This window comes from Aliiroseovarius sp. YM-037 (assembly GCF_048060095.1).
Classification (GTDB): domain Bacteria; phylum Pseudomonadota; class Alphaproteobacteria; order Rhodobacterales; family Rhodobacteraceae; genus JBLUOA01.
Genome location: NZ_JBLUOA010000001.1, coordinates 1 through 25,878, shown reverse-complemented (window position 1 = coordinate 25,878; position 25,878 = coordinate 1). Strand labels below are relative to the sequence as shown.

At 59.9% G+C, this 25,878-nt stretch carries 27 protein-coding genes; 16 read left to right on the top strand and 11 right to left on the bottom strand.

The annotated features are described in order from the left end of the window. Nucleotides 1-64 precede the first annotated feature (64 nt). The gene (locus ACEWPJ_RS00135; RefSeq protein WP_416510128.1) at nt 65-559 is read left to right on the top strand and encodes a L,D-transpeptidase family protein; all 495 of its coding nucleotides are present in this window, start codon (nt 65-67) and stop codon (nt 557-559) included. Here ACEWPJ_RS00135 and ACEWPJ_RS00130 read toward each other — a convergent pair. Continuing rightward, the gene (locus tag ACEWPJ_RS00130) at nt 556-1,092 is read right to left on the bottom strand and encodes a CAP domain-containing protein (protein ID WP_416510127.1); all 537 of its coding nucleotides are present in this window, start codon (nt 1,090-1,092) and stop codon (nt 556-558) included. The genes ACEWPJ_RS00135 and ACEWPJ_RS00130 overlap by 4 nt on opposite strands. Nucleotides 1,093-1,265: 173 nt before the next feature. Between ACEWPJ_RS00130 and ACEWPJ_RS00125 the strand changes: the two genes are divergently transcribed. Both ACEWPJ_RS00125 and ACEWPJ_RS00120 read left to right on the top strand, forming a co-directional pair. After that, nucleotides 1,266-1,871: a L,D-transpeptidase gene (locus ACEWPJ_RS00125; RefSeq protein WP_416510126.1), complete on the top strand. Its 606-nt coding sequence runs from the start codon at nt 1,266-1,268 to the stop codon at nt 1,869-1,871. A 145-nt stretch (nt 1,872-2,016) separates the two neighbouring features. Further along, nucleotides 2,017-2,199 carry a hypothetical protein gene (locus ACEWPJ_RS00120; RefSeq protein WP_416510125.1) on the top strand — a complete coding sequence of 61 codons (183 nt, stop codon included), beginning with the start codon at nt 2,017-2,019 and terminating at the stop codon, nt 2,197-2,199. Nucleotides 2,200-2,278: 79 nt separating this feature from the next. Here ACEWPJ_RS00120 and hemH read toward each other — a convergent pair whose 3' ends face one another. Next, nucleotides 2,279-3,316 carry a ferrochelatase gene (hemH, locus tag ACEWPJ_RS00115; protein WP_416510124.1) on the bottom strand — a complete coding sequence of 346 codons (1,038 nt, stop codon included), beginning with the start codon at nt 3,314-3,316 and terminating at the stop codon, nt 2,279-2,281. A 33-nt stretch (nt 3,317-3,349) separates the two neighbouring features. Next, entirely contained in the window at nt 3,350-4,192 is an 843-nt protein-coding gene (locus ACEWPJ_RS00110; protein WP_416510123.1) for a methyltransferase domain-containing protein, read from the bottom strand. A gap of 46 nt (nt 4,193-4,238) precedes the next feature. On the opposite strand from ACEWPJ_RS00110, the gene ACEWPJ_RS00105 reads away from it, so the two are divergent. Genes ACEWPJ_RS00105 through ACEWPJ_RS00090 form a run of 4 tightly spaced genes read left to right on the top strand, consistent with a single transcriptional unit; the run spans nt 4,239 to nt 6,527 of the window. After that, on the top strand, nt 4,239-4,955 hold the full coding sequence (locus tag ACEWPJ_RS00105; RefSeq protein WP_416510122.1) for a double zinc ribbon domain-containing protein: 717 nt from the start codon (nt 4,239-4,241) through the stop codon (nt 4,953-4,955). Nucleotides 4,956-4,990: 35 nt separating this feature from the next. Next, nucleotides 4,991-5,248: a glutaredoxin 3 gene (grxC, locus tag ACEWPJ_RS00100; protein ID WP_416510121.1), complete on the top strand. Its 258-nt coding sequence runs from the start codon at nt 4,991-4,993 to the stop codon at nt 5,246-5,248. Between the two features lie 3 nt (nt 5,249-5,251). Then, nucleotides 5,252-6,091, top strand: coding sequence for a carbon-nitrogen hydrolase family protein (locus ACEWPJ_RS00095; RefSeq protein ID WP_416510120.1), 840 nt, complete (start codon nt 5,252-5,254; stop codon nt 6,089-6,091). Next, complete coding sequence (locus ACEWPJ_RS00090) at nt 6,084-6,527, top strand: MarR family winged helix-turn-helix transcriptional regulator (RefSeq protein ID WP_416510119.1); 444 nt, start codon at nt 6,084-6,086, stop codon at nt 6,525-6,527. Before ACEWPJ_RS00095 ends, ACEWPJ_RS00090 begins: the two co-directional genes overlap by 8 nt. Here ACEWPJ_RS00090 and ubiG read toward each other — a convergent pair. After that, on the bottom strand, nt 6,524-7,279 hold the full coding sequence (gene ubiG / locus ACEWPJ_RS00085; protein WP_416510118.1) for a bifunctional 2-polyprenyl-6-hydroxyphenol methylase/3-demethylubiquinol 3-O-methyltransferase UbiG: 756 nt from the start codon (nt 7,277-7,279) through the stop codon (nt 6,524-6,526). The genes ACEWPJ_RS00090 and ubiG overlap by 4 nt on opposite strands. Before the next feature lie 66 nt (nt 7,280-7,345). On the opposite strand from ubiG, the gene pip reads away from it, so the two are divergent. The 6 genes from pip to infB all read left to right on the top strand — a co-directional run bounded on the left by pip (nt 7,346) and on the right by infB (nt 14,527). Next, the gene (pip, locus tag ACEWPJ_RS00080) at nt 7,346-8,323 is read left to right on the top strand and encodes a prolyl aminopeptidase (RefSeq protein ID WP_416510117.1); all 978 of its coding nucleotides are present in this window, start codon (nt 7,346-7,348) and stop codon (nt 8,321-8,323) included. 57 nt (nt 8,324-8,380) lie between these two features. After that, nucleotides 8,381-9,004: a CDGSH iron-sulfur domain-containing protein gene (locus ACEWPJ_RS00075; RefSeq protein ID WP_416510116.1), complete on the top strand. Its 624-nt coding sequence runs from the start codon at nt 8,381-8,383 to the stop codon at nt 9,002-9,004. Nucleotides 9,005-9,152: 148 nt separating this feature from the next. After that, nucleotides 9,153-9,728: a ribosome maturation factor RimP gene (rimP, locus tag ACEWPJ_RS00070; protein ID WP_416510115.1), complete on the top strand. Its 576-nt coding sequence runs from the start codon at nt 9,153-9,155 to the stop codon at nt 9,726-9,728. A 33-nt stretch (nt 9,729-9,761) separates the two neighbouring features. Continuing rightward, a complete protein-coding gene (gene nusA / locus ACEWPJ_RS00065; RefSeq protein WP_416510114.1) occupies nt 9,762-11,390 on the top strand; it encodes a transcription termination factor NusA in 1,629 nt (542 codons plus the stop codon). 22 nt (nt 11,391-11,412) lie between these two features. Then, nucleotides 11,413-12,048 carry an RNA-binding protein gene (locus tag ACEWPJ_RS00060; RefSeq protein ID WP_416510113.1) on the top strand — a complete coding sequence of 212 codons (636 nt, stop codon included), beginning with the start codon at nt 11,413-11,415 and terminating at the stop codon, nt 12,046-12,048. Beyond that, nucleotides 12,038-14,527 carry a translation initiation factor IF-2 gene (infB, locus tag ACEWPJ_RS00055; RefSeq protein ID WP_416510112.1) on the top strand — a complete coding sequence of 830 codons (2,490 nt, stop codon included), beginning with the start codon at nt 12,038-12,040 and terminating at the stop codon, nt 14,525-14,527. Before ACEWPJ_RS00060 ends, infB begins: the two co-directional genes overlap by 11 nt. A 75-nt stretch (nt 14,528-14,602) precedes the next feature. Here the strand turns inward: infB and ACEWPJ_RS00050 are convergent, their stop codons facing one another. From ACEWPJ_RS00050 to ACEWPJ_RS00035, 4 genes are all read right to left on the bottom strand, one after another. Beyond that, a complete protein-coding gene (locus ACEWPJ_RS00050) occupies nt 14,603-14,740 on the bottom strand; it encodes a hypothetical protein (protein WP_416510111.1) in 138 nt (45 codons plus the stop codon). Nucleotides 14,741-14,852: 112 nt separating this feature from the next. Then, on the bottom strand, nt 14,853-15,251 hold the full coding sequence (mutT, locus tag ACEWPJ_RS00045; RefSeq protein ID WP_416510110.1) for an 8-oxo-dGTP diphosphatase MutT: 399 nt from the start codon (nt 15,249-15,251) through the stop codon (nt 14,853-14,855). Between the two features lie 22 nt (nt 15,252-15,273). Further along, nucleotides 15,274-16,587, bottom strand: coding sequence for a bifunctional glutamate N-acetyltransferase/amino-acid acetyltransferase ArgJ (gene argJ / locus ACEWPJ_RS00040; protein WP_416510109.1), 1,314 nt, complete (start codon nt 16,585-16,587; stop codon nt 15,274-15,276). Nucleotides 16,588-16,602: 15 nt separating this feature from the next. Further along, complete coding sequence (locus tag ACEWPJ_RS00035) at nt 16,603-17,445, bottom strand: peptidylprolyl isomerase (protein WP_416510108.1); 843 nt, start codon at nt 17,443-17,445, stop codon at nt 16,603-16,605. 185 nt (nt 17,446-17,630) lie between these two features. On the opposite strand from ACEWPJ_RS00035, the gene secA reads away from it, so the two are divergent. The 3 genes from secA to ACEWPJ_RS00020 all read left to right on the top strand — a co-directional run bounded on the left by secA (nt 17,631) and on the right by ACEWPJ_RS00020 (nt 23,137). Further along, entirely contained in the window at nt 17,631-20,333 is a 2,703-nt protein-coding gene (gene secA / locus ACEWPJ_RS00030) for a preprotein translocase subunit SecA (RefSeq protein WP_416510107.1), read from the top strand. Nucleotides 20,334-20,571: 238 nt separating this feature from the next. After that, entirely contained in the window at nt 20,572-21,573 is a 1,002-nt protein-coding gene (locus tag ACEWPJ_RS00025) for a hypothetical protein (RefSeq protein WP_416510106.1), read from the top strand. Nucleotides 21,574-21,592: 19 nt separating this feature from the next. Then, nucleotides 21,593-23,137, top strand: a complete 1,545-nt coding sequence (locus tag ACEWPJ_RS00020; protein ID WP_416510105.1) for a phosphate ABC transporter substrate-binding/OmpA family protein — start codon at nt 21,593-21,595, stop codon at nt 23,135-23,137. On the opposite strand, the gene radC is transcribed toward ACEWPJ_RS00020, so the two are convergent. The 3 genes from radC to ACEWPJ_RS00005 all read right to left on the bottom strand — a co-directional run. Then, nucleotides 23,128-23,862: a RadC family protein gene (gene radC / locus ACEWPJ_RS00015; RefSeq protein WP_416510104.1), complete on the bottom strand. Its 735-nt coding sequence runs from the start codon at nt 23,860-23,862 to the stop codon at nt 23,128-23,130. The genes ACEWPJ_RS00020 and radC overlap by 10 nt on opposite strands. A gap of 177 nt (nt 23,863-24,039) precedes the next feature. Continuing rightward, a complete protein-coding gene (dnaJ, locus tag ACEWPJ_RS00010; RefSeq protein ID WP_416510103.1) occupies nt 24,040-25,182 on the bottom strand; it encodes a molecular chaperone DnaJ in 1,143 nt (380 codons plus the stop codon). A 72-nt stretch (nt 25,183-25,254) separates the two neighbouring features. Beyond that, nucleotides 25,255-25,878: Hsp70 family protein (locus ACEWPJ_RS00005; RefSeq protein WP_416510102.1), on the bottom strand; the 624-nt coding region annotated here is incomplete at its 5' end.

Here is a 25,878-nt window from a genome sequence, read left to right as displayed (position 1 = left end):
GTGCAAGACCTGCCGGATGCTGTAACTTGCCGCAAAAGAAAACCTCCGAAGGGGTAAAGGGCAGATGAATCGAGCGACTTTTTTGAAAGGTCTGGCAGCGCTGACGGTGCTGGGGGCCTGCTCCTCCAAGTTCAAAAGGTATAACGGGCCGGAAGTGACGCGCATCCTTGTTTATAAGGAGCGTCGGCGCATGTATTTGCTGCACAACGATCAGGTGCTTAAGGCGTATGACATCGACCTTGGCTTTGCCCCCGTCGGGCACAAGCAGGTCGAAGGCGACGGGAAAACGCCCGAGGGTGAATATTTCATCGACCGCCGGAATCCGGAAAGTTCGTTCCATCTGTCGCTGGGCCTGTCTTATCCGAACGACGCGGATCGCGCCGCTGCAAAGGAGCTGGGGAAGTCCCCCGGCGGTGACATCTTCATCCACGGCGCGCGCCGCCGTCAGGACCGGCGCGGTGCCGATTGGACATGGGGTTGCATTTCGGTCAGCAACCGCGAGATGGAAGATATCTATTCGATGGTGCGGACCGGGACGCCGATCTCGCTTTACCCCTAGCTGCCGGGCAGGGCTGAGGCGGTCGATTGCGCCCCACCCATAATCAGCGTCCACCAGATCTTGCCGTTTGATTCCTGATGCCAGGAAAAGCCCATGTTGCTGGCTCCGGGCGCAAGGATCACGTCGCGGGTGTCGGATTTTTCCATCCAAGCGGCCAGTGTCTCAAGCTCTGTCTCGTAGGTTTCCGAAATATTTTCGCCCAGCATCACACCGCGATAGCCGACCCGCGCAACCCGATCGAGAGGGGAGGAGCCGTCAGAGCCGAAGTGCCACGGACGGTTCTGAACCGCCATGTCGCGGGAATGTGTTGCCGCCGCTGCGTTCAGTTCGCTATTAAGCTGAACTTCGCCGACGCCAGCCGCGCGGCGCAGGGCGTTGACCGAATCAAGCATACGGAATTGCACCTTGGAGGCATTGCCGATCCGGTAGGCTTGCGGCAATGGGCGGCCATCGGGGCCAAGCCGTGGACCGGGGTCAGCACACCCTGCAAGCCCCAGAACAACAACAAGAATCAGGCCAAAAAAACGAGTCATTTGTACGTGCCACCCCATGATTAGCAGTTGGCTTGGTCTAGCCGTTTGCGCGTTCCAGTTCAAACCCACATATTAAGGAGCAACGAATCTGACGGTTGTTTGAGTTGCGACTGCGACTTTCGGGCCATAAAATAGCGGTTGAAGCATCGTTTGACCGGAACTGGAGTGAAAAGATGAGTGCAGACACCAAACGCGGCCTGAACCGGCGGCGCTTTCTAAGTACCACCGTCGCTTCTGTCGGTGTGCTTGCTTCGCCGGCATTGGCGCAATCGACCGGGGCCACTGTTGAGATTGAGAGCGATATCACCTCGACGACACGGCGCAATATCTCAAGCTTCCGCTCTTTGCGTTGGCAGCCCTATTTCCAGACGCTCCGCAAAGGCGCGATTTTGGTCGATACGACATCCCGTGCCGCCCATTATTGGAGTGAGGACGGGTCGACCTACAAGCTCTATCCGACCTCTGTGCCGCTGTCTGAGGAACTGACCCGCCGTGGCCGCACCTCGGTCGTGCGCAAGGTCGAAGGCCCGGATTGGCGCCCGACACCGTCGATGAAGCGGCGTAACCCGGAATGGCCCGACTATGTGCCGCCGGGGCCGGACAATCCGCTTGGCACCCACGCGCTTTACCTTGGTTGGACGTATTACCGGATTCACGGCACCCACGACACACGCAAAATCGGGCGCAGATCATCGAATGGCTGCATTGGTCTTTACAATCAGCACATTGCAGAACTGTTCGCGCTTGCGAGGGTTGGCACACAAGTGTTGCTTATTTGACGACATTTACACTAAGTCAGCGGCTTAACTGTGCGGAGACAATTGCATTAGCCAAGTTTTGCTGGTTATAGAAAAACTACGAAATACAGTCTTGTGTGTCCGTTGGCGCAACAATTGTGTCTGCGGATGTTTACTGGAGGATAACATGAAGAAACTCGTACTCGCTGCTGCACTTTCGGCTGCTGCTTCCACTGCTTTCGCAGGCAACATGGCAGAGCCGGTAATGGAACCGGAAATCATCGTTGAAGAGCAAACCTCTTCCTCGAACGGCGGCATCCTGATCCCGCTGCTGCTGGTTGTTCTTCTGGCTGCTGCTGCATCCAGCTAAGAACCGGCACAGGTTTAATACGGGAAAGGGCGGTGCGAGTGCGCCGCCTTTTTTCGTGTCTGCCCTTCGGATCGCGGGTTTAGTCGATCCACCCTTGCAGATTTTTCGTGACGATCCCGGCCAGCGCCGCGATATGCGCCGCGTCGTCGTTCAGGCACGGGATATAGGTGAAGGTTTCGCCGCCGGCCTCGACAAATGCGTCTTTTATTTCCTCGTTGATTTCCTCAAGCGTTTCAATGCAGTCGGCTGAAAACGCCGGGGCGATCACCGCGATATTTCGCTTGCCGTCCTTGGCAAGCCGCGCGACCTCTTCGACCGTGTAGGGCTTCAGCCATTCTTCCGGCCCGAACCGGGATTGGAACGTGGTCACGATTTCATCGTCCGCCCAACCTAGCCGTTCTTTCAGCAGGCGGGAGGTTTTCTGGCACTGGCAGTGATAAGGATCACCCTGCATCAGATACCGTTCCGGCATCCCGTGATAGGAGGCGATCAGGTGGTCCGGGCGGGTGTCCATTCCGGCATAGGCGCGTTCGACCGATTGGGCCAAGGCATCGATGTAATCCGTATCATCGAAATAGGCGGGAACGGTGCGGATCGCCGGTTGCCAAGGCAAGTCACCAAGCGCCTTGAAGAAGGAATCGTTGGCCGTCGCTGTCGTCGCGCCCGCGTATTGCGGGTAAAGCGGAAAAAACAGTATTTTCGTGCAGCCTGCCGCAACCATCGCGTCAACTTTGGATTTCGTTGATGGATTTCCGTAGCGCATACAGAAATCGACCATGACGGTTTCGCCGTGTTTTTTGGTCAATTCCGCGCGCAGCGCCTCGGTCTGCGCTTTGGTGATTGTCATCAGGGGGCTTTCGCCCGCCTCTTCATTCCAGATGCTTTTATAGGCCGCGCCCGAGCTAAATGGCCGCTTCGTCAGGATGATGGTTTGCAAAAGCGGCTGCCACTTCCACGCTGGGTAGTCGATCACCCGCTGGTCCGACAGAAATTCGTTCAAATAGCGCCGCATCGACCAATAGTCATACCCATCCGGCGTGCCGAGGTTTGCGACCAGCACCCCGATCTTGGGTGAGGGCACAGGGGGATGGTTGGCTGGCAAGGGGTCAGTCGTCATGCGGGCGTTCCTGTCAGGAGTGTATATTACGGCTTAATCCGGTTTCGGGATCACTGTATCGGTCAATGGTGTTTCGTCTGTCCCAAGCGCATCGGCAAGCCGCGATTGCGCCGATCCGGGGCGGAGCGGTTTTTGCTGGCTCGCGTCAGGTGCCCAGCCGGTGAGGTAGACAATTTCAAACGTCGCGGGAACCCGGCCAGACGCGTCGGCATAGGTGCTTTCATAGATCCGGGCGGCCTCGATAAACAATTGACGCGGCGGCGTTTCCCGGCGCCGGGTTGCCAGCGCGTTGGTTTCCCCCATCGCGCGAAGATCGTGCATCAGATGGGCAGTGTCGCGATAGCTGACCTGTCGCTTCGTCGAATCCGCGACGGGCAGCGCAAATCCGGCCCGCTGTAGAAGCGCGCCGAGGTCGCGGATTTCGCCCATAGGGGCGACGCGGGGGGACAGGCCGCCTGTCAGGGTAATCTCAGCCTCCGCCAAAGCGCCGCGCAGTTCGTATAGGGTCTGCCCGCCGAACAATGCGCCGATAAACAGCCCATCGGGGGCCAGCGCCCGCTGGCATTGGATCAGTTGGCCGACCGGGTCATTCGCCCAATGAAGGGACAGTGCGTGGATCACCAGATCGTGCGCACCGGTCTGTAACGCCAGCGTTTCGTCATCCGCGACGATCTTGGCGTTGATGGGTCGCCCCGCCCACAGCTCGGGAAAGCCGGTGACGATGACCGGGTTCGTAAACGTCCTGTTAACCTCGTTCAGTCTTTCCTCGACCTCGTCTGCCACGTCTTCTTGCAGGAACAACGCGGGCGCGGTTCTGGCGCGCTGCCGGTGCTGGGTCAGCGCGGCGGTGTCGGTCAGCTGGGTGGGCGTGGTCATCTGGCGTCCTTAATGTCCCGCGCAATCTAGGGAAGGACTGTCAAAGATGCAAAGCGCGTTGCGCATGATTTTTCCGCCGCAATGTATGACCTGCGGTGTGCTCGTCGACAGTGAATTCGGGCTATGCAGCACATGCTGGCGCGATACGCCGTTTGTGTTCGGATTGGTCTGCGACAAATGCGGCCTGCCCCTGCCCGGGGAGGAGGCGGATAGCAGCGGCGTCCTGTGTGACGATTGCCTTCGGATCGCCCGCCCTTGGGTGCAGGGCCGCGCGGCCTTGTTATACGCCGGAAACGCGCGGCGTTTGGTGCTGGCGCTGAAACATGGGGATCGCCAAGAACTCGCCCGACCGGCCGCGGAATGGATGGCGCGGGTGGCGGAGCCGATCTTGTCGCCCGATATGCTGATCGCCCCGGTGCCGCTTCATTGGACGCGGCTCGCCCGGCGGCGATATAATCAGGCGGCGCTGCTTGCGCAGCGGCTTGCGGCGCGAACGGGTTTGGATTGTGAACCGACCCTATTACAGCGCAAAAAACGCACCAAGCCGATGGAGGGCGTGACGCGCGACGCCCGCTTTGCGCTGCTTCAAGGGGCGATCACCTGCGGCCCCCAACACGCTAACCTGACTGGGCGGGACGTGCTTTTGGTCGATGATGTCATGACCTCCGGCGCGACGCTCGCCGCCTCGGCCGAGGCGTGCATTGCCGCTGGCGCAAGGCAGGTTTCCGTTCTTACACTGGCACGCGTTGCGAAGGATGCCTAAATCCCTATAGTTCGCGAAAATGAGGGAATTGGGTTATGCAAACGGTTGAGATTTATACGACGCAGCTTTGCGGCTATTGCCATGCCGCGAAACGCCTTCTGACGAAGAAAGGTGTTTCATATCAGGAGTTTGACGTATCTGGCGATATGGAAAAGCGGCAGGAAATGATGAAGCGTTCGAATGGCCGCCACACGGTGCCGCAGATTTTTGTCGGGGCCGAACATATCGGCGGCTATGACGACCTGTCGGCCCTTGATCGGCGCGGCGCGCTTGACGTGATCCTCGCGGGGTAAAACATGCGCGCTGGCCTCATCCAACTTTGTGCCTCTGACGATCCGGCGGAGAATCTGCCGGTCACGGTTGGATATATCCGCAAGGCGGCGCAGGCGGGTGCCGAGTTTATCCTGACGCCCGAAGTCACCAATTGCGTGTCAAACAGCCGAACCCACCAGCAGGGCGTCTTGCAAAGCGAAGCGGACGACATCACGCTGGCTGCCCTGAGGGCCGAGGCGCGGGCGCTTGGCGTTTGGCTGCTGATCGGGTCGCTGGGGCTGCAAACGACGGACGCCGACGGGCGTTTTGCCAATCGGTCATTCCTGATCGCCCCGGATGGAGAGATCGCCGCGCGGTATGACAAGATCCATATGTTCGACGTGGATATCGACGAAACGGAGTCGTTCCGTGAATCCGCCGGGTATCGGCCGGGCGATCAGGCCGTTGTCGCCCAGACGGATTTCGGCGCGGTCGGTCTGACCATTTGCTACGACGTGCGCTTTCCGCATCTGCACCGGACGCTGGCTAAGGCCGGGGCGCAGATATTGACCGTGCCCGCCGCGTTCTCTCCGGTTTCGGGGGCGGCACATTGGCGTACGCTGCTGCAAGCGCGGGCAATTGAAACCGGGTGTTTCGTTCTGGCGCCTGCGCAATGCGGCGATCATCCGATCAGCCGGGGTGCACCCAGAAAAACCTATGGCCATAGCCTTGCCGTGTCCCCATGGGGTGAAGTGCTTGCGGATGGTGGTGAGGCGCCCGGCGTGACGCTGGTTGACCTTGACCTGAGCGATGTTGAGGCGACCCGAAAGAAAATCCCATCGATCACCCATGATCGCCCGTTCAAAGACCCCACCGATGTCTGACAGCACCGATCAGCTTGCCGTCGCGCTGTTTTCCGAGATGTTTGTCGCGGACCAATTGGTGCGCAACCGACTGTCGAAGGTGTTGCCGAAGGGAATGGAACTTTCGCATTTCTCGGTTCTGAATCATCTGGCCCGCGTGCGCGAAGAAAAATCGCCCGCCCAGCTTGCCAAGCTGTTTCATCTGACCAAGGGCGCGATGACCAACACGCTGGCCAAACTTGAATGGGCGGGTCACGTCCACATCCGCCCCGATTGGGATGATGCGAGGCGAAAGTTCGTGACGATCAGCCCGTCAGGTGTTGCGGCGCGCGATGCCGCGCTTCAGGCGATCACGCCGATTATCAGTGACGTCGTGCGGTCGGTCGGCGAGGAGCGCCTGAAAAATGTGCTGCCAATCCTGCGGGAAATCCGCATCCGGCTGGACGATGATTCCTAGCGTTTGATGCTGGCCGTGACGTAGTTGACCGACAGGTCGCGGTCGGACAGTGACCAACTCCATGCAATCGGATTAAAGACGAAACCCTTGCGATCGACCGGGTCCAGTCCAGCCTCGCGGATCAGGTCGAACAGCTCATCCGGTGTGATGAATTTTTGCCAGTCGTGGGTGCCCTTCGGCAGCCAGCGCATGACGATCTCTGCGCCGACAATCGCCATCATATAGCTTTTCGGATTGCGGTTGATCGTGGAACACACCATCAGCCCACGGGGTTTCAGCAGCCGTTGGCAGGCGGTCAGATAGTCCTGCGGGTCTGCGACGTGTTCGACCACTTCCATGTTCAGGACGATATCGAATGCTTCGCCCGCATCCGCCAACGCCTCGGCCGTCGTGTTGCGATAGTCGATGGTCAGTCCGGACTGCTTGGCATGAAGCTCTGCCACCGGGATGTTGCCCGCTGCCGCATCTGCGCCCACAACCTCGGCCCCCAGCCGCGCCATCGGTTCGGATAGCAGCCCGCCGCCACAGCCGATATCAAGGATGCGCAGACCAGCGAAGGGCGCGCGGTCGTTCAGGTCGCGGTCGAACTCCACCGCGATTTGCGATGTGATATAATCCAACCGACACGGGTTCAGCATATGAAGCGGCTTGAACTTGCCGTTCGGATCCCACCATTCTGCGGCCATCGCTTCGAATTTCGCGACCTCATCGGGGTCTATGCTGGTCTTCTGGTCCGACGGAGCGGCTTGCATTCTGAACTCCATATGCTTTTCTGGGCGCTGACCGGGTCAGCCCATCACGTTCTATATAGGTCTTACATGGATAAATACGCAGGCCAAATGAACGCAGCCCAAAAACTTTTCCCGCCGAGCGATCCGTTCGCCCGACATATGATGGATGTGGGCGATGGGCATCAGGTCTATGTCGAACAATGTGGGCGGCCTGACGGTGTTCCGGTCGTCGTGCTGCATGGCGGTCCGGGGGGCGGATGCAGCCCGGCGATGCGGCGGTTCTTTGATCCTGACATCTATAATGTCATCCTGTTCGATCAGCGTGGTTGTGGGCGGTCGCGCCCTTATGCCAGCGTTGAGGCGAATACGACCTGGCACCTTGTCGCCGATATCGAACACATCCGCGAAGCGCTTGGGATTGACGCGTGGATCGTATTCGGCGGCAGTTGGGGCGCGACGCTGGCGCTGATCTATGCGCAAAGCTGGCCGGAGCGGGTTAGGCATCTGGTGCTGCGCGGCGTGTTCCTTGCGACGGAGTCCGAGCTTCGTTGGTTCTACGGTGGTGGCGCGGCCCGCTTCTGGCCCGAACGCTGGGCGGAGTTTGAATCGCTGGTCCCGGAAGACGAACGCGACGACCTGATCGGCGCCTATCACAAACGCCTGTTTTCCGGCAACTCGGCGCAAGAAACCCGGTTTGCGCGGGCGTGGACGGCGTGGGAAAACGCGCTTGCATCACTCGGCAACGGTGGTCGGCCATCAGAAAGCCCTGCCGAATATGCGCGGGCCTTTGCGCGGCTGGAAAATCATTATTTCACGAACAAGGCGTTTCTGTCGGTCGATGGCCAGATCATGCGGGATGTCGACAAGATCGCGGGCATCCCCGGCGACATCGTTCAGGGCCGCTATGACATGATCTGCCCGCCCGAGGCCGCGATGCGCCTTGCGGGAAAGTGGGGCAAGAAGGCCGCGCTTCAGATCATTCCGAACGCCGGTCATGCGCTGTCAGAACCCGGCATCGCCGCCGCGTTGGTCGCTGTGATGAACCGGATCGGGCGCAGAGCGTGATTTGACGCGAACCCGCCCCGTAGGTCACACTGGACAAAGTCAGCCAGGAGGCCCGCCATGTCAGACGATACCCATCCGAAAATCGAACTCCGCGAAAACGGCCCGCTTGTTGTGAAGGGTCTGCGCAGTATGAAAGGCAGAGACGGGCGAGAGGTGGAAGCCAAGCCCGTCATGGCGCTGTGTCGCTGCGGCCATTCAAAGAACAAACCGTTCTGCGATGGCAGTCATGAGGCCGCAGGGTTTCAGTCAAGCGGTGGAAAACCTGCCGGGCCTGACAAGCTGATCGCGTATGAGGGCGCCGACGTCACAGTTACCTACAACCCGCGCCTGTGTTCGCACGCGGCGGAATGCGGGCGGATCGCCGGGCACATCTTCAATCCGAAGCAGAAACCTTGGGTGCAGCCTGATAAGGGGTCTCGCGCCGAGGTGGACGCAGTGATCGCGGCCTGCCCGTCCGGTGCGCTCGCGATCCAGGGGCCGGAACATCACTTCGCCGAACGCGCGGATGTCGAGGTTGAACCGAACGGCCCCTATTGGGTGATGGGCGTCGATATCGATGCAGGATCACCCGGCGAAGGCGCTTGTGCGGAAAAATACGTGCTGTGCCGCTGTGGGTTGTCGGGCAACAAACCCTATTGTGACGGCACCCATAGCGACGAAGGGTGGACCGAGGACGGCTGACGCGCCGCCCACAAAACATCAATCGCTTGCAGACTCGGATTGAAGGGCGTATATCCCCCTCAACAGCGGTGCCTTGGCTTCCAACCCCAACGCTCCACCGGGAAATAGCAACGGGCCGCGCGCCCGTTTTTTTGTGCTTGGAACAAAGATGTCTGACTTGATTGCCAGAGCTGCGATAGACCGCCGACTCGCCTCAATCATCCAACCGGTGATTGAGGGGCTGGGCTATGAACTGGTGCGGGTGCGTCTGATGACAGGCAAGGCATCGACCGTGCAGATCATGGCGCAAAAGCCCGATGGCAGCATGGAAGTCGATGACTGCGCTGAAATTTCGACCGCCGTGTCCGCGGTTCTGGATGTCGAAGACCCGATTTCTGACGCCTACACGCTTGAGGTGTCCAGCCCCGGCATCGACCGCCCCCTGACCCGGTTGAAGGACTTTGACCAGTGGGAAGGCTATGAGGCGAAGATCGAAACCGAAGAACTGATCGACGGCCGCCGCCGCTTTAAGGGGATGTTGGCCGGGACCGAAGGGTCCGAAGTGCTGATCGAGATTGAAGAGGGCACAGTTGGGCTACAATTCGACTGGCTGTCTGACGCAAAGCTTGTGCTGACGGACGATCTGATCCGCGACATGCTGAAAGACCGCAAGGATGCGGGCCAGATCGACGAAAGCCAATTTGACGAAGTTGAGACCATCATTGATGGCGGTGATGAAAACTAAACGCGCGATTATGCGCGATGAGGAGAAGAACTGATGGCGATTACCTCTGCCAACCAGCTTGAGTTGCTGCAAACCGCCGAAGCGGTGGCACGCGAAAAGATGATCGACCCGGCGCTGGTCGTCGAGGCGATGGAAGAATCCCTCGCCCGTGCGGCAAAGTCCCGCTACGGGTCCGAAATGGACATCCGCGTGTCAATCGATCGCAAGACGGGCCGCGCGACCTTTACCCGCGTCCGCACCGTGGTCGAGGACGAAGAGCTGGAAAACTACCAGGCAGAGATGACTGTCGAACAGGCCAAGCAATACCTTGAAGACCCAAAGGTTGGCGACACGTTCGTTGAAGAAGTCCCGCCCGTCGAAATGGGCCGGATCGCAGCGCAATCCGCTAAGCAGGTGATTTTGCAGAAGGTCCGCGAAGCTGAACGCGACCGTCAATACGAAGAATTCCAAGACCGCGCCGGCACGATCATCAACGGTCAGGTCAAGCGGGAGGAATACGGCAACGTCATCGTCGATGTGGGCCGTGGCGAAGCGATCCTGCGCCGCAACGAAAAGATCGGTCGCGAAAGCTATCGCCCGAACGACCGTATTCGCTGCTACATCAAGGATGTGCGCCGCGAACAGCGCGGGCCGCAGATTTTCCTCAGCCGGACCGATCCGCAGTTCATGGCCGAATTGTTCAAGATGGAAGTGCCGGAAATCTATGACGGCATTATTGAAATTAAGGCGGTTGCCCGTGATCCGGGATCGCGTGCGAAGATCGCTGTGATCTCTTACGATAACTCCATCGACCCTGTCGGCGCCTGTGTCGGTATGCGCGGCAGCCGGGTTCAGGCCGTTGTGAACGAGCTGCAAGGCGAAAAGATCGACATCATTCCGTGGAATGAAGATCAGCCGACCTTCCTCGTTAACGCGCTACAACCAGCCGAAGTCACCAAGGTGGTTCTGGACGAAGAGGCCGAGCGGATCGAAGTCGTCGTGCCGGACGAACAGCTTTCGCTTGCAATCGGTCGCCGCGGTCAAAACGTGCGGCTTGCATCGCAACTGACCGGGCTCGACATCGACATCATGACGGAGGCGGAAGAATCCGAACGCCGTCAGGCCGAATTCGCCGAACGCACCAAACTGTTCATGGATACGCTCGACCTTGATGAGTTCTTTGCGCAGTTGCTTGTGTCCGAAGGGTTCACCAATCTGGAAGAGGTCGCCTATGTCGAGCGTGACGAACTGCTGGTGATCGACGGCGTTGACGAAGGCACCGCAGAGGAGTTGCAGGCCCGCGCTAAGGATTGCCTCGATGCGCAAAACAAGAAGGCGCTCGATCACGCGCGCGAGCTTGGTGTTGAGGACAGCCTGGTTGAATTTGAGGGCCTGACGCCCCAAATGTTGGAGGCACTTGCCGAAGACGGCGTGAAGACGCTGGAAGACTTCGCCACCTGCGCTGACTGGGAATTGGCTGGCGGCTGGACAACGGTGGATGGCGAGCGCGTTAAGGATGATGGTGTGTTGGAAAAGTTTGAGGTGTCTCTGGAAGAGGCGCAGCATTTGGTGATGACCGCCCGCATCCAGCTTGGCTGGGTCGACCCGACAGAGCTTGAGGCCGAAGAAGAAGAGGCCGAAGCAGACGCTGACGGCGAAACCACAGAGGAGGCCGAGGCCTGATCGCAGGCCTCGGAGAGACGCCATGTCGCGCGGTGGGCAAGCCAAGACGCGGGAAGAACCAGAACGCCGCTGCATCGCAACCGGAGAGGTGCAGCCAAAGGCTGGCCTGATCCGGTTCGTGGTCGGCCCGGGCGATGAAGTGGTTCCCGACGTTCTGGGCAAATTGCCCGGGCGTGGGATATGGGTCGCCGCAGACCGTGCCGCGCTTGAAAAGGCGGCGAAGAAGGGGCTGTTTTCGCGGGCAGCGAAACGCCCGGTAAAGGTGCCGGACGGGATGATCGCGGGGTTGGAGCGCCAGCTTGCGCAGCGGGTCGTCGACCTGATCTCTCTCGCGCGGAAGGGCGGCTATGCGGTCGCCGGGTATGAGAAAGCAAAGGACTGGTTGGCAAAGGAACATGCCAAGGTTCTTGTTCAGGCCATGGATGGATCTGAACGCGGAAAGACAAAGCTGCGGACCCCTGAAGGGGGACGCTTTATCGGCGTTTTGACGGCCCAAGAATTGGGTTTGGCATTCGGCCGGGAAAATGTGATACATGGCGCGCTTGCGGCTGGTGGACTCACGACACGTGTTGTAGAGGAAGCCGATAAGTTAAAGGGCGTGCGCGAAACGGCGGTGGAAGGGTCCACCGGAAAGGTACGAAGACCAGATGAGCGATAATGACGGCAAAAAGACTCTCGGCCTGCGTGGCGGCCCCCGAGCGGGCAACGTGAAGCAAAGCTTCAGCCACGGACGGACGAAGAATGTCGTGGTTGAAACCAAGCGCAAACGCGTTGTGGTTCCCAAGCCCGGTGGCGCCAAGCCATCGACGGGCGGTGCAGCTGCGTCTGGTGGTGATCCCTCGAAGCGCCCGGCCGGTATCTCTGATGCAGAGATGGAGCGTCGCCTGAAGGCGCTGAAAGCCGCCAAAGCCCGCGAAGTTGATGAAGCCGCGGAGCGTGAGGCCGAAGAAAAGGCCCGCGCCGAGGAGCGTGAGCGTCGCAAGGCCGAGATTGAAGCCAAGGAACGCGAAGAACAGGAGCGTGAAGACGCCCTGCGCGCCAAGGCCGAAGAAGACGAGCGCAAGAAGCGCGAAGCGGAAGATGCGAAGAAAGCGGCGGATGCAGCGGCTGCGATGCCGGCACCCGAAGCCGAAGCGCCGCGCGCGGCCAAGCCGTCCTCTGCCCCGCGCAAAGCGCCGGAGCGTGACAACAAAAACGACCGCAACTCAAAAGGCAAAGCCGCCCGTGACGATGGTCGCCGGTCCGGCAAGCTGACGCTGAACCAGGCGCTTCGCGGTGGCGAAGGCGGCCGTCAGCGGTCAATGGCGGCGATGAAACGCAAACAGGAACGTGCCCGGCAGAAAGCCATGGGCGGCCCGGTTGAGCGTGAAAAGGTCGTGCGTGACGTGCAGGTTCCGGAGACGATTCTTGTTCAGGAACTCGCGAACCGGATGGCTGAACGCGTTGCCGACGTTGTGAAGTCGCTTATGAACATGGGCATGATGGTCACGCAGAACCAACCGATCGACGCCGACACGGCGGAACTGATCGTTGAGGAGTTCGGCCACAAGATCGTGCGCGTCTCTGACTCTGATGTTGAAGACGTGATCCAACAGGTCGATGACAAAGACGAAGAGTTGCAAGCGCGGCCTCCGGTCATCACCGTGATGGGCCACGTTGACCACGGTAAAACCTCGCTGCTGGACGCGATCCGCAATGCGAAGGTCGTATCGGGCGAGGCTGGCGGCATCACCCAGCATATCGGTGCCTATCAGGTGAAAACCGATGACGACACGCTGCTGACTTTCCTCGACACCCCCGGCCACGCGGCGTTTACCTCGATGCGGGCCCGTGGTGCGCAGGTCACCGATATCGTCGTGCTTGTGGTTGCGGCAGATGACGCCGTGATGCCCCAAACGATTGAGGCGATTAACCACGCCAAGGCGGCGGGTGTTCCGATGATCGTTGCGATCAACAAGATCGACCGCCCCGAGGCCGACCCGGACAAGGTGCGGACCGACCTGCTGCAACACGAAGTGATCGTTGAAAAGATGTCAGGCGACGTGCTGGATGTCGAAGTGTCCGCGATCAACGGTACCGGCCTTGATACGTTGCTTGAGAATATCGCGTTGCAATCCGAATTGCTCGACCTCAAGGCCAATCCTGATCGCGCCGCCTCTGGCGCTGTGATCGAGGCGCAGCTTGACGTGGGCCGCGGCCCGGTTGCGACGGTTCTGGTTCAGAACGGCACATTGCGCCAGGGCGACATTTTTGTTGTTGGCGAACAGTGGGGCAAGGTGCGGGCGCTTATCAACGACAAGGGCGACCGCGTCGAAGAGGCTGGCCCGTCCGTCCCGGTCGAAGTTCTTGGCCTCAACGGCACACCCGAAGCGGGCGACGTTCTGAACGTCGTCGACACCGAAGCGCAAGCGCGTGAAATCGCGGAATACCGTGAAAAGGCCGCGAAGGACAAACGCGCCGCAGTTGGCGCTGCGACAACGCTCGACCAGATGATGGCGAAGGCGAAGGAAGACCAAGCCGTTTCCGAGCTGCCGATCTTGGTCAAGGCCGACGTGCAAGGCTCTGCCGAAGCGATCGTTCAGGCGATGGAGAAAATCGGCAACGACGAGGTGCGCGTTCGCGTTCTGCACTCCGGCGTTGGGGCGATCACCGAATCCGACATCGGCCTGGCCGAAGCCTCGGGCGCGCCGGTCATGGGCTTTAACGTCCGGGCCAATGCGACCGCACGGAACGTCGCCAACCAGAAGGGTGTGGAGATCCGCTATTACTCCGTCATCTACGATCTGGTCGACGATGTGAAAGCGGCGGCCTCTGGCCTGCTGTCTGCCGAGGTTCGCGAAAACTTCATCGGCTACGCCGAGATCAAGGAAGTCTTCAAGGTTACGGGTGTCGGCAAGGTCGCCGGGTGCCTTGTTACCGAAGGCATCGCTCGCCGCTCTGCCGGTGTTCGTTTGCTGCGCGACGATGTGGTGATCCACGAAGGCAGCCTGAAAACTCTCAAACGTTTCAAGGACGAAGTGAAAGAGGTTCAGAGCGGTCAGGAATGCGGTATGGCCTTCGAGAACTACGATGACATTCGTCCCGGCGACGTGATCGAGATCTTTGAGCGGGAAGAGGTTGAGCGTCAGCTCGACTAATTTCACCGCTGAACACCAGATGCAAAAAGGGACGATCCGAAAGGATCGTCCCTTTTCACAGTTTACGAGGGTATTCTACGCAGCGGTTTGCAGAACCGGATAGCCTTCAAAAGTCCTTCCGCCGACGTCAACGACAATTCTGCCGTCTCCCAATTCGCGCAGGAATTTCCCTTGAACAGATACACAACTTCCAAGTGTGATCGTGCGAAGCATCAACGATTCCTCCCCAGGTAGAATCAGTGCTCAAAGCCTACACAATCGGCAAAAAACTGCAAAAATTTCATCGTGGTCGGCAACAATGCGCGTAAAGCCGCCTAAAACGCCTTTACAACCAATCCCTTAGAATCGGGATCAGGGGGATATCCGCTGGCGGCATCGGATAGTTTCGCAAGTCGTTCGGGCGCACCCATTTCAGGGCTTGACCTTCGTTCGATTGCGGCTGCCCTTGCCATTTTCTACATGCAAACAAGGGCATGAGCAGATGGAAGTCATCATAGCTGTGACTGGCGAAGGTCAGCGGCGCAAGGCAACTTTCCCAAGTGTCGATGCCCAGTTCTTCCTGCAATTCGCGGATAAGCGCGTGTTCGGGCGTTTCGCCCGGTTCGACCTTGCCACCGGGAAATTCCCAGAGGCCCGCCATTGATTTTCCTTCGGGACGCTGAGCGATCAGAACGCGCCCGTCGACGTCAATCAGCGCAACGGCAGAGACGAGGACGGTTTTCATCGGCGCAGCACCCGGGCGACGATCACGACCGGTAATCCGCGTTGATTTCGATGTAGCGATTGGTGAGGTCACATGTCCAAACGGTCGAAGCGCCTTCGCCAAGCCCCATGTCAACCGCGATCAGCAGGTCATCGCCCTTCATATGCGCGGCGGCGTCTTCTTCGCGATAATCGGGCGACACCCAGCCGTTTTCGGCGACCAGTACATCGCCAAAGCGGATTGTAAGCGTATCGCGATCCGCCTTCGCGCCGGATTTGCCGACAGCCATCACGACGCGGCCCCAGTTCGGGTCTTCGCCGGCCACGGCGGTCTTGACGAGGGGGGAGTTCGCAATTGCCAGCGCAACCTTGCGCGCGTCGCCGTCATCCGCCGCGCCGGTAACGCGCACTTCGACGAACTTGGTCGCGCCTTCGCCATCGCGCACGACTTGGTGGGCGAGGTCCAGCATGACGCCGTGCAGCGCATCGCGGAACGCCTTTGCCGCGTCGGTCCCCGCCGTGATTTCCGGCGCTTCGCTTTGCCCGGTCGCAGCCAGCAGCAGCGTGTCCGAGGTCGAGGTGTCGCTATCCACCGTAATGCTGTTGAAGGTCGGGTCGGTCAGGTCGGACAGCATGTCTTGCAGCAGCGGCTGCGCGATCTTCGCGTCGGTAAAGATATAGACCAGCATTGTCGCCATATCGGGCGCAATCATGCCGGACCCCTTGGCGATCCCGGCGATCTTGATGGGGCCGCCTGCGTCAATCTCAGCCGAAGCGCCCTTGGGGAAGGTGTCGGTCGTCATGATCGCCTTTGCGGCGTCGGCAATGGCGCCTTCGTTTAGCGCATTTTTCAATTCGCCAATCTTGGCCGTGACGCGGTCGTGGGGCAGTGGTTCACCAATCACCCCGGTTGAGGATGTGAAAACCCGCGCCTCGGAGACGGACAGCGTATCGGCCACCGTGTTCGTGATCGCCCTGACCGCTTCGATCCCGTTGGTTCCGGTAAAGGCGTTTGCGTTGCCTGAGTTGACGACAATCGCCGCCCCGTCCTTTGTATCGCCGCCGATCTTGGCCTGACAGTCAAGCACCGGGGCCGCGCGGGTGGCGGATTGGGTAAAGACCCCGGCAATTGCCGTGCCGGGCGCCAGTCGGGCGAGCATGACATCCGCCCGACCCGCATAACGCACCCCGGCAGCAACAGCGGAAAACGTGACCCCCGCAATTGGGCGCAGTTTGGGAAAACCGGATTTCGGCGCGAGCGGCGAAACCGTCGACCCTTTCGGCTGTGCGCCCGCAAGCTGCGCCTTCAGCTTGCGGACTTTCTTTTTCAGCTTCCTGATCTTGTCCGATTTTCCCATCGTCGCGCCTGACGTTTATTCGGCTTCGACGTTGTTCAGGATAGCCGGGTCGATTGAGCCTTCTTCGGCCTTTTCGACATCGGCTGCTGCCACAAGCTCTTCAATCTTGGCGGCGACGGCTTGCTGCTGGATCTCAGCTGTCAGGTCGTCTTTGACCTCGTCCAGCGTGGGCGCTTCCTGATCGCGGGTTTCGTTCAGCTTCACCACATGCCAGCCGAACTGCGTTTGAACCGGGGCAGAGACACCGCCGACCTCAAGCGATACGACGGCTTCTTCAAACTCCGGCACCATCATGCCTTTGCCGAACCAGCCAAGATCACCGCCATTCGGGCCGGATGGCCCTGTCGAATGTTCGCGGGCGAGGTCGGCGAAATCGGCGCCGCCTTCAAGCTCGGTCACAAGCTCCTGCGCTTTTTCCTCGGTTTCGACAAGGATGTGCGATGCGTTGAACTCGGTCGACGGTTCGGCGTCTGCGAATCTTTCGTCATAGGCGGCCTGCACGGCTTCGTCTGACACGGCGTTGTCTGCGACCTGTTCCAGCACGATGCCCGCAAGGATCGCGCGGGTTTCATTATCGATCATCCGCTGTGCGGGTGCCGACACTTCGCCGTTAAGCGATCCGGCCAGAACGGTTTGCTGGATCAACTGGTCGAGGATGCCGTTGAACAGCACCTCATCCGGCAGCGATTGATACTGCGCCGGCAGTTGCGCTTTCGTCGCCATCATATGGCCCAGCGTGATGTCCTTGCCGTCGACCGTGGCGACAACCGTGTCGGGCGTCGTATCCTGTGCGGCAACCGGGGCGGCGAGGGCCAGCATCAGTGCTGCACCGGTCAAAATCGTATTGCGTTTGAACATCTTTCTATCCTTTGCGTATATCGCGCAGGCGCGCGACGTTGACACTATCAGGTCAGCCCCTTACATCGCCAAAGGATCATAAAGGAAGCCAAGCTCTTTCTTACTGCCCTATCTATGGAAGGTGGCAGGCACGGGCAAGGCATCCTCTTCACGATCATATCAGGAACGCATCAGGCGGAGACATCATGCTGGGTATCGGAACAATTGCCAAAAAAGTCTTTGGCACGCCGAATGATCGAAAGATCAAGGCCACCCGCCAGATCGTAGAGCAAATTAACGCGCTAGAGCCTGAATTCGAAAAGCTGTCCGATGACGGGATCAAGGACAAGACCGAGGCACTTGCCCAACGCGCGATGGGCGGAGAGCCGCTTGACGCGCTGCTACCCGAAGCCTTCGCCAACTGCCGTGAAGCCGCGAAACGGGCGCTGGGTCTACGTGCGTTTGACGTTCAGTTGATGGGCGGCATCTTTCTACACGAGGGCAATATTTCGGAGATGAAGACCGGTGAAGGTAAAACGCTTGTCGCGACCTTCCCCGCCTACCTGAACGCGCTGACCGGCAAGGGCGTTCATATCGTCACCGTGAACGACTACCTCGCCAAGCGCGACGCTGAGTGGATGAGCAATGTTTACGGTGCGTTGGGCCTGACCACCGGTGTCGTTTATCCGCAGCAGCCCGAGGACGAAAAGAAAGCGGCCTACGCCTGTGACGTGACCTACGCCACCAACAACGAACTTGGCTTCGATTACCTGCGCGACAATATGAAATCGAGCCTGAAGGAGATGAACCAGCGCGACCACCACTATGCGATTGTGGACGAGGTCGACTCTATCCTGATTGATGAGGCGCGGACGCCGCTGATTATCTCTGGTCCGGCGCAGGATCGCTCAGAGCTTTATGTGACCATCGACAAGCTCATCCCGGAAATCACGGATGAGCATTACACGCTGGACGAAAAGACCCGAAACGTGACCTTCACCGATGAGGGGAACGAGTTTCTGGAAGAGCGCCTGTTGGCCGAAGGCATCTTGCCTGAGGGCCAATCGCTGTATGACCCCGAATCGACGACCATCGTTCATCACGTCAATCAGGGTCTTCGGGCGCATAAGCTGTTTCAGCGCGACAAGGATTACATCGTCCGCGATGGTGAGGTGATGTTGATCGACGAATTCACTGGCCGCATGATGGCCGGGCGGCGTTTGTCCGATGGGCTGCATCAGGCGATTGAGGCGAAGGAAGGCTGTGCGATTCAGCCGGAAAACGTGACGCTCGCCTCGGTCACGTTCCAGAACTACTTCCGCCTTTACGACAAGCTGGCCGGGATGACCGGCACGGCGTCGACCGAGGCGGAGGAATTTTCGGAAATCTACGGCCTTGGCGTGGTCGAGGTGCCGACGAACCGTCCGATTTCGCGCCACGACGAACATGACGCGGTCTATCGCACGGCCAAGGAAAAGTACGACGCGATTGTCGAGACGATTCAAGAGGCGACCGAGAAGGGTCAACCGGTTCTGGTCGGCACGACCTCAATCGAGAAATCCGAACTGCTGTCGCAACTGCTGACCACGGCCAAGGTCAAGCACAACGTCCTGAACGCCCGCCAGCATGAAAAAGAAGCGCAGATCGTCGCCGACGCGGGTAAGTTCGGCGCCGTCACGATCGCCACCAACATGGCCGGTCGCGGCACCGACATTCAGCTTGGCGGCAATGTCGACATGAAGGTGATGGAGGCGATGCAATCCGACCCGGACGCGGACCCCGAAGCCCTGCGCGCCAAGATCGAAGCCGAACACGCCGACGAAAAAGCCAAGGTGCTTGAAGCGGGCGGCCTGTTCGTTCTGGCGACCGAACGCCACGAATCCCGCCGGATCGATAACCAGCTGCGTGGCCGTTCTGGTCGGCAGGGCGACCCCGGTCGGTCAGCGTTCTTCCTGTCGCTGGAAGATGACCTGATGCGCATTTTCGGCTCCGAGCGGCTTGATAAAGTGCTGTCATCCCTCGGCATGAAAGAGGGCGAGGCGATTGTGCACCCGTGGGTCAACAAGTCGCTTGAAAAGGCCCAGGCCAAGGTCGAAGGCCGCAACTTTGACATCCGCAAGCAGTTGCTGAAATTCGACGATGTGATGAACGATCAGCGGAAGGTGATCTTCGCCCAGCGGCGCGAGATTATGGAAGCGGCGGACCTGTCCGAAATCGTGCAGGACATGCGCCATCAGGTGATCGAAGACCTTGTCGATTTCCATATTCCGCCGAAAACCTACGCCGACCAGTGGGACACCGAAGGGCTGCAAGAGGCCGCGAAGAAACACCTTGGCGTTGAGGTGCCCGTCGTCGAATGGGGCGACGAAGAAGGCGTCGATGACGAAGTGATCCGCGAGCGGCTGGAAGAAGCAGCAGACGAATTTATGGCATCGAAGGCCGCGAAATTTGGACCGGAAAACATGCGCATGATCGAAAAGCAGATCCTGCTGCAAACGATTGACGGCAAGTGGCGCGAACATCTTTTGACGCTGGAACACCTCCGCTCTGTCGTTGGGTTCCGTGGCTATGCCCAGCGCGATCCGTTGAACGAATACAAGACCGAAAGCTTCCAGCTGTTTGAATCGCTGCTGAACACCCTGCGCGAAGAAGTGACCGAGAAGCTGTCGCAGATCAGGCCGCTGACCGAAGAAGAACAGCAGCAGATGCTGTCACAAATGGCTGCCCAGCAGAAAGCACAGCAACAACAGATTGACGCCGCCGCCGATGCGGCAGTGGCCGAAGCCGAAGGGCCGACCGACGGGTTTGATGAGAACAACCCGGAAACCTGGGGCAACCCCGGCCGGAACGAACCCTGCCCGTGCGGGTCCGGTAAAAAGTTCAAGCACTGCCACGGGCGACTCGCGTAAACAATCACGAGTCGTTTGACGGCTGGATCGTGACACATTTCGTTGGCGGGGCTTTGGACGGGCGGGAAAATTCGCGATCAGGCCGCCACTATCCGTTGCGAGCCAAAATACCGACCCCACCAGATATAGGTGATTTTTGCCCCTTTTTTCGACCCGTGCAAATTGTCCTATTCGGGTCGGAAATTCGCCTTGATTGATTAATATTGTTTCTCCACTGGAGATAACCTGTGGGACAGAAATGATTTTCCAAAGCAAATACGCACTGGCTGCCGCCACCTTTGCGACTGCGTTTGGCGCCGGATACATTATGCAGAACGGTGACAGCCTTTCCGCGTTTTTCACCGGCGAGAACATCGCGCCAGATTCCGTGCAGTTGGCCTCCGCCTCAATCCCTTTGACGACAGCCACCGACGCATCGAGCGTTATGCAGGTGCCGCGTTTAACGGCCGCCGCGCTTGAACCGGTGCCGCGCCTTCCGAACCCCGGACCACTTGTGCGGGCTGGCAGCGCCGACCGTGTGCTTCCGCGCACGGACAAAACCGAACGCAGCGCATTCGGGATGGAGTGTGATGTTACCTTCCGCGTCACCAAATCCACCGCCGCGATGGCCGCGCTTTCAATCTCTGCCCCCTGTCACTTGGATGAACGGGCCGTGATAACGCATGAGGGGCTGACCTTCGCCGTGCAAACCTCAAACACCGGAACGCTCGACGTGTCCGTGCCCGTTTTGGCGATGGACGCGAGCTTTACCGTCCGCTTCGCTGATGGCAGCTTTCACACGGCCGACCTGACTGTCGACGAACTGCGCGAATACGACCGCGTTGCGTTGAACTGGACGGGCCGGGGCGCATTTCACATTCACGCGCTGGAGTTCGGCGCGGCTTATGGCGATACCGATCATGTTTCCGCGGTTAAGCCGCGCAGCGCTGATACTGCCGGCGGGCGCGGTGGGTTCCTGACATTGCTAGGAGATCCGACAATCGAAAATCCGGTTCTGGCCGAGGTTTACACCTTCCCGACCCAAGGAACGCGCCGCTACGGCGTCGTGCGCCTGAACGTCGAGGCCGAGATCAACGCCTACACTTGTGAAAAAGACGTCGACGCCCGCGCGCTTCAACTGAACACCGGGGTGACCCCGCAATGGGTCGATCTGACGCTTGCGATGCCCGGCTGCGATGCAATCGGTGATTTTCTGGTGTTGAAAAATTTGCTGCGAGACCTGAAGATCGCGCAGAACTGAACCAGCGACCGGATAACATATGTTCCAGCTTCGTGCGGCGGTGATCGCCGCACTTTTCTGTTTGGCGACGGGCCTGCCCGCATCCGCGCAGGATGTGACCCTGACGTCGCGCGATGGCGCGATTGAGGTCGCAGGCACGTTGTTGGGCTATGACGGCGAATTCTACCGCGTCGACACCGTCTATGGTGCGCTGACCTTTGACGGCAGCGCGGTGGTCTGTTCCGGCCCCGGTTGCCCCGACCCCGAAGCCTACATTGCCGAAGTGCGCATCGCTGGTGCGCGCAGCATCGGGCGCACGCTGCTTCCGGTGCTGCTGGAACGCTTCGCCAGCCAGCGTGAGATGTCGGTCAGGCGCGTTGTGTCGGGTGATGACCAGTTTCGCTATGACATGACAAGCGATAGCACCGGCCAGATCGTCGCGCGGTTTATCTTTGACCTTAGCCGAACCGCCGATGGCTTTGCGGCCCTTATCGCGGATGAGGCTGACATGATTCTGGCGACGCGAGAGGCGACTCCCGCCGAAATCCGTGCGGCAGAGGCGAATGACGTCGGTGACCTAACCGCCAGTCGACGCAGTAGGATCATCGCACTCGACGCGCTGGTGCCGGTCGTGGGGCGGGGCAATACGCTGGCGACGATCACCCCGGAAACACTGTCTGGCGTGCTTGAGGGACAGATCACCAACTGGGCCGACCTCGGCGGCCCGGATGAGGCGATCATCCTGCACCGATTGTCGGAAGAGGCGGATTTAGGCTCTGACCGCTGGGCGGCGAAAACGGGGGCGGAAACCTATGACGACATCGCGACGCTTGTCGATGCGATCGCGCCGGACCCGTTCGCGATCGGGGTCACGCGGTATTCGGAAATCGGCAACGCCCGCCCGCTGGCGCTGGTCGGCGCGTGCGGCTTCGATCTGGTGGCGTCGCCCCTGTCGCTGAAGACCGAGGACTATCCGCTGACAACGCCGCTGTTTCTTTACACGCCCGCACGGCGCTTGCCCAAGACCGCCCGCGATTTCCTGCGATACCTCGGGACGCCTGACGCCCAGCGGTTTGTGCGCCGGGCCGGGTTCGTTGGGCAAAACGTCGTTCCAATCTCTGTCGCGGCGCAGGGGGAGCGGTTGGCGAACGCCATTTCCCGCGCGGGGGAGGAGGTTGGGCTGGCCGATCTGCAACGCATGACAGCAGCGCTCGTCGGGCGCGCTCGTCTGTCGCTAAGCTTCCGGTTCCGGGCAGGCTCCACCGCGTTGGACGCACAGTCAGAGGCGAACGTGCACCAACTGGCGGAGCTGCTTGAAGGCGGGCAGTTCGACGGGAAAGAACTGCTGTTCGCCGGTTTCAGTGATGGTGACGGCCCCGCGGCTGCGAACCAATCCATAGCGCTGAAACGGGCCGATGCGGTGATGGCCGCCGTGCGTGACGCCGCGCCGATGATGGATGGCGAACGGGTGGCGCTGACAGCGGACGGGTTTGGCGAAGCGATGCCGATGGCCTGCGATGACAGTGAATGGGGCCGGCAGGTCAACCGCCGGGTCGAACTGTGGATCGGCCCTGGTCAAAGATAGCCGGACGACCGGAAGCTAAGCTCACACGATCTTCCGACGATCAGATGATCGTGAAGCGTCAGGCCCAGCGCCTCTGCGGCGTCGCGGATTTGGTTCGTCATGGTGATATCCGCGTCAGACGGGGTCGGGTCGCCCGACGGGTGGTTATGCACGAGAATGAGGGCCGAGGCGTTGAGCTCAAGCGCGCGTTTCACGACCTCGCGCGGATAGACGGGAACGTGATCGACGGTGCCGCGGGCCTGTTCCTCATCCGCGATCAGGACGTTCTTTCGGTCAAGGTAAAGCACGCGAAACTGTTCGGTTTCCCGATGCGCCATCGTGGTGTGGCAGTAGTCTAGCACCTGGTCCCAACTTGAGATCACCGGACGATGGATCACCTTCGACCGCGCCATGCGATGCGCCGCAGCCTCAACAATTTTTAGTTCCTGAACGACAGCCTCACCCACCCCTTTGACTTGTCGCAGTCGGTCCGGGTTGGCCGATAGCACGCGGTTGAAGTCGCCGAACGTATCGAGAAGCAGCCGCGCGATTGGCTTCACGTCCTGACGGGGAATTGCGCGAAACAGGACGAGTTCAAGAAGCTCGTATTCCGGCATCGCGTCCGCGCCGCCCTCCATGAACCGTGTCCTCAGACGTTTGCGGTGGTCCTTGATATAGGAAGGCAATTTTTCGGTGCCCGCCGGATGAATCACGACCTCGTCCTGCTCAAACAGAGGCATTGGCATTTCGGAGAAGTGGTGATTGCGGGCCATGTCCGCAGATTTGCGGAAGATTGGTGAAGAAGCGGTTAACATCTTGCGAGGTGAGATGCCCCGCCGAAGAAATAAGCCTCCCCTAACGGCGGGAAACCCGCCTGTCGGGCGACGGGCGGGATATTTTTGGAAAATGGTTAGGCGTGCGCCCTAGCTTTTCATGCTGTCCCAGAAACTGCGGACCTTTTTGAAGAAGCCGGAGCTTTCGGGGTTGTTGTCTGCAGCGATGCCGTCGAATTCCTTCAGGATTTCTTTCTGACGGCTGGTGAGGTTCACCGGCGTTTCAACGGCTAGTTCGATAAACATGTCGCCCTGACCACCACCGCGAAGCGCGGGCATCCCCTTGTTGCGCAGGCGCATTTGGCGGCCGGATTGGCTGCCTGCCGGGATCTTCACGCGGGACCGTCCGCCGTCAATCGTCGGCACCTCAATGTCACCGCCAAGCGCGGCTGAGGTCATGGAGACCGGAACCCGGCAGAACAGGTTTGTCCCGTCGCGTTGGAACAGGGCGTGGTTCTGCACCTCGATGAAGATGTAAAGATCGCCCGAGGGACCGCCACGCAGCCCGGCTTCGCCCTCGCCGCCAAGGCGGATGCGGGTGCCGGTTTCGACACCAGCGGGGATGTTCACGCTGAGGGCGCGGTCTTTTTCGATGCGCCCGGCGCCGCCGCAGGACTGACACGGGTTCTTGATGGTTTGCCCCGCGCCGTGGCAGGTCGGACAGGTCCGTTCAACGGTGAAAAAGCCCTGCTGCGCGCGAACCTTGCCCATGCCGGAACAGGTCGGGCAGGTGACGGGTTCCGCGCCGCTTTCCGCGCCAGTGCCGCTGCACGCTTCGCACGCGACAGAGGTCGGCACGTTGATGGTTTTCTGAAGGCCTGCATAGGCCTCCTCCAGGGTGACGCGCAGATTGTAGCGCAGGTCAGAGCCGCGCGTCGCGCGTTGACGTCCGCCGCCCCCGCCGCTGAACCCGGCACCACCAAACAGGTCTTCGAAAATATCGGAGAAGGCCGAGGCGAAATCGCCCTGACCGCCCGGATGCCCACCACGACCGCCGCCCATGCCGCCTTCGAATGCGGCGTGGCCGAAACGGTCATAGGCCGCCTTCTTCTCGGCGTCCTTCAGAACTTCGTAGGCGTTGTTTGCTTCCTTGAACTGGGCTTCGGCCTCGGGGTTGTCGGCGTTGCGGTCGGGATGAAGTTCCTTGGCTTTCTTGCGATAAGCCTTTTTGATTTCATCGGCCGACGCGCCTTTTTCGACGCCCAGCACCTCGTAGAAATCGCGCTTTGCCATAGTCTATCCCCTTTGGGAACGCAAAGGCCGACCCGTCATGAAACAGGTCGGCCGCAGGGTCGTCATCCGCCCTTATGCGCGTTTGTCGTCGTCCAAGTCTTCGAAGTCCGCATCGACGATATCCTCGTCAACGCTGCTGGCCTGATCGTCGTCCGCCTCGGCCCCTTCTGCGGCCTCGGCCTGCGCCTTATAGATCGCCTCGCCCAGCTTCATCGCGGATTCCTGCACGTTCTGGATGCCGGATTTGATCTTGCCGGTATCTTCGGTTTCCAGCTGATCCTTGAGCGCGGAAATGGCCAGTTCGATGGCTTCGATCGTGGTCGGGTCGACCTTGTCGGAGTGTTCTTCCATCGACTTTTCGGTCGCGTGGATCAGGCTTTCGGCTTGGTTCTTCGCCTCAACTAGTTCCTTACGCTCTTTGTCCGCGTCGGCGTTTGCTTCTGCGTCCTTGACCATTTGTTCGATCTCGTCATCCGACAGACCACCAGAGGCCTGGATCGTGATCTTCTGTTCCTTGCCGGTGCCCTTGTCCATCGCGCCGACCGAAACGATGCCGTTGGCGTCGATGTCGAAGGTCACTTCGATCTGCGGCAGGCCGCGCGGAGCGGGCGGGATTTCCTCAAGGTTGAACTGCCCGAGGATCTTATTGTCCGCAGCCATTTCACGTTCGCCCTGGAACACCCGGATCGTCACCGC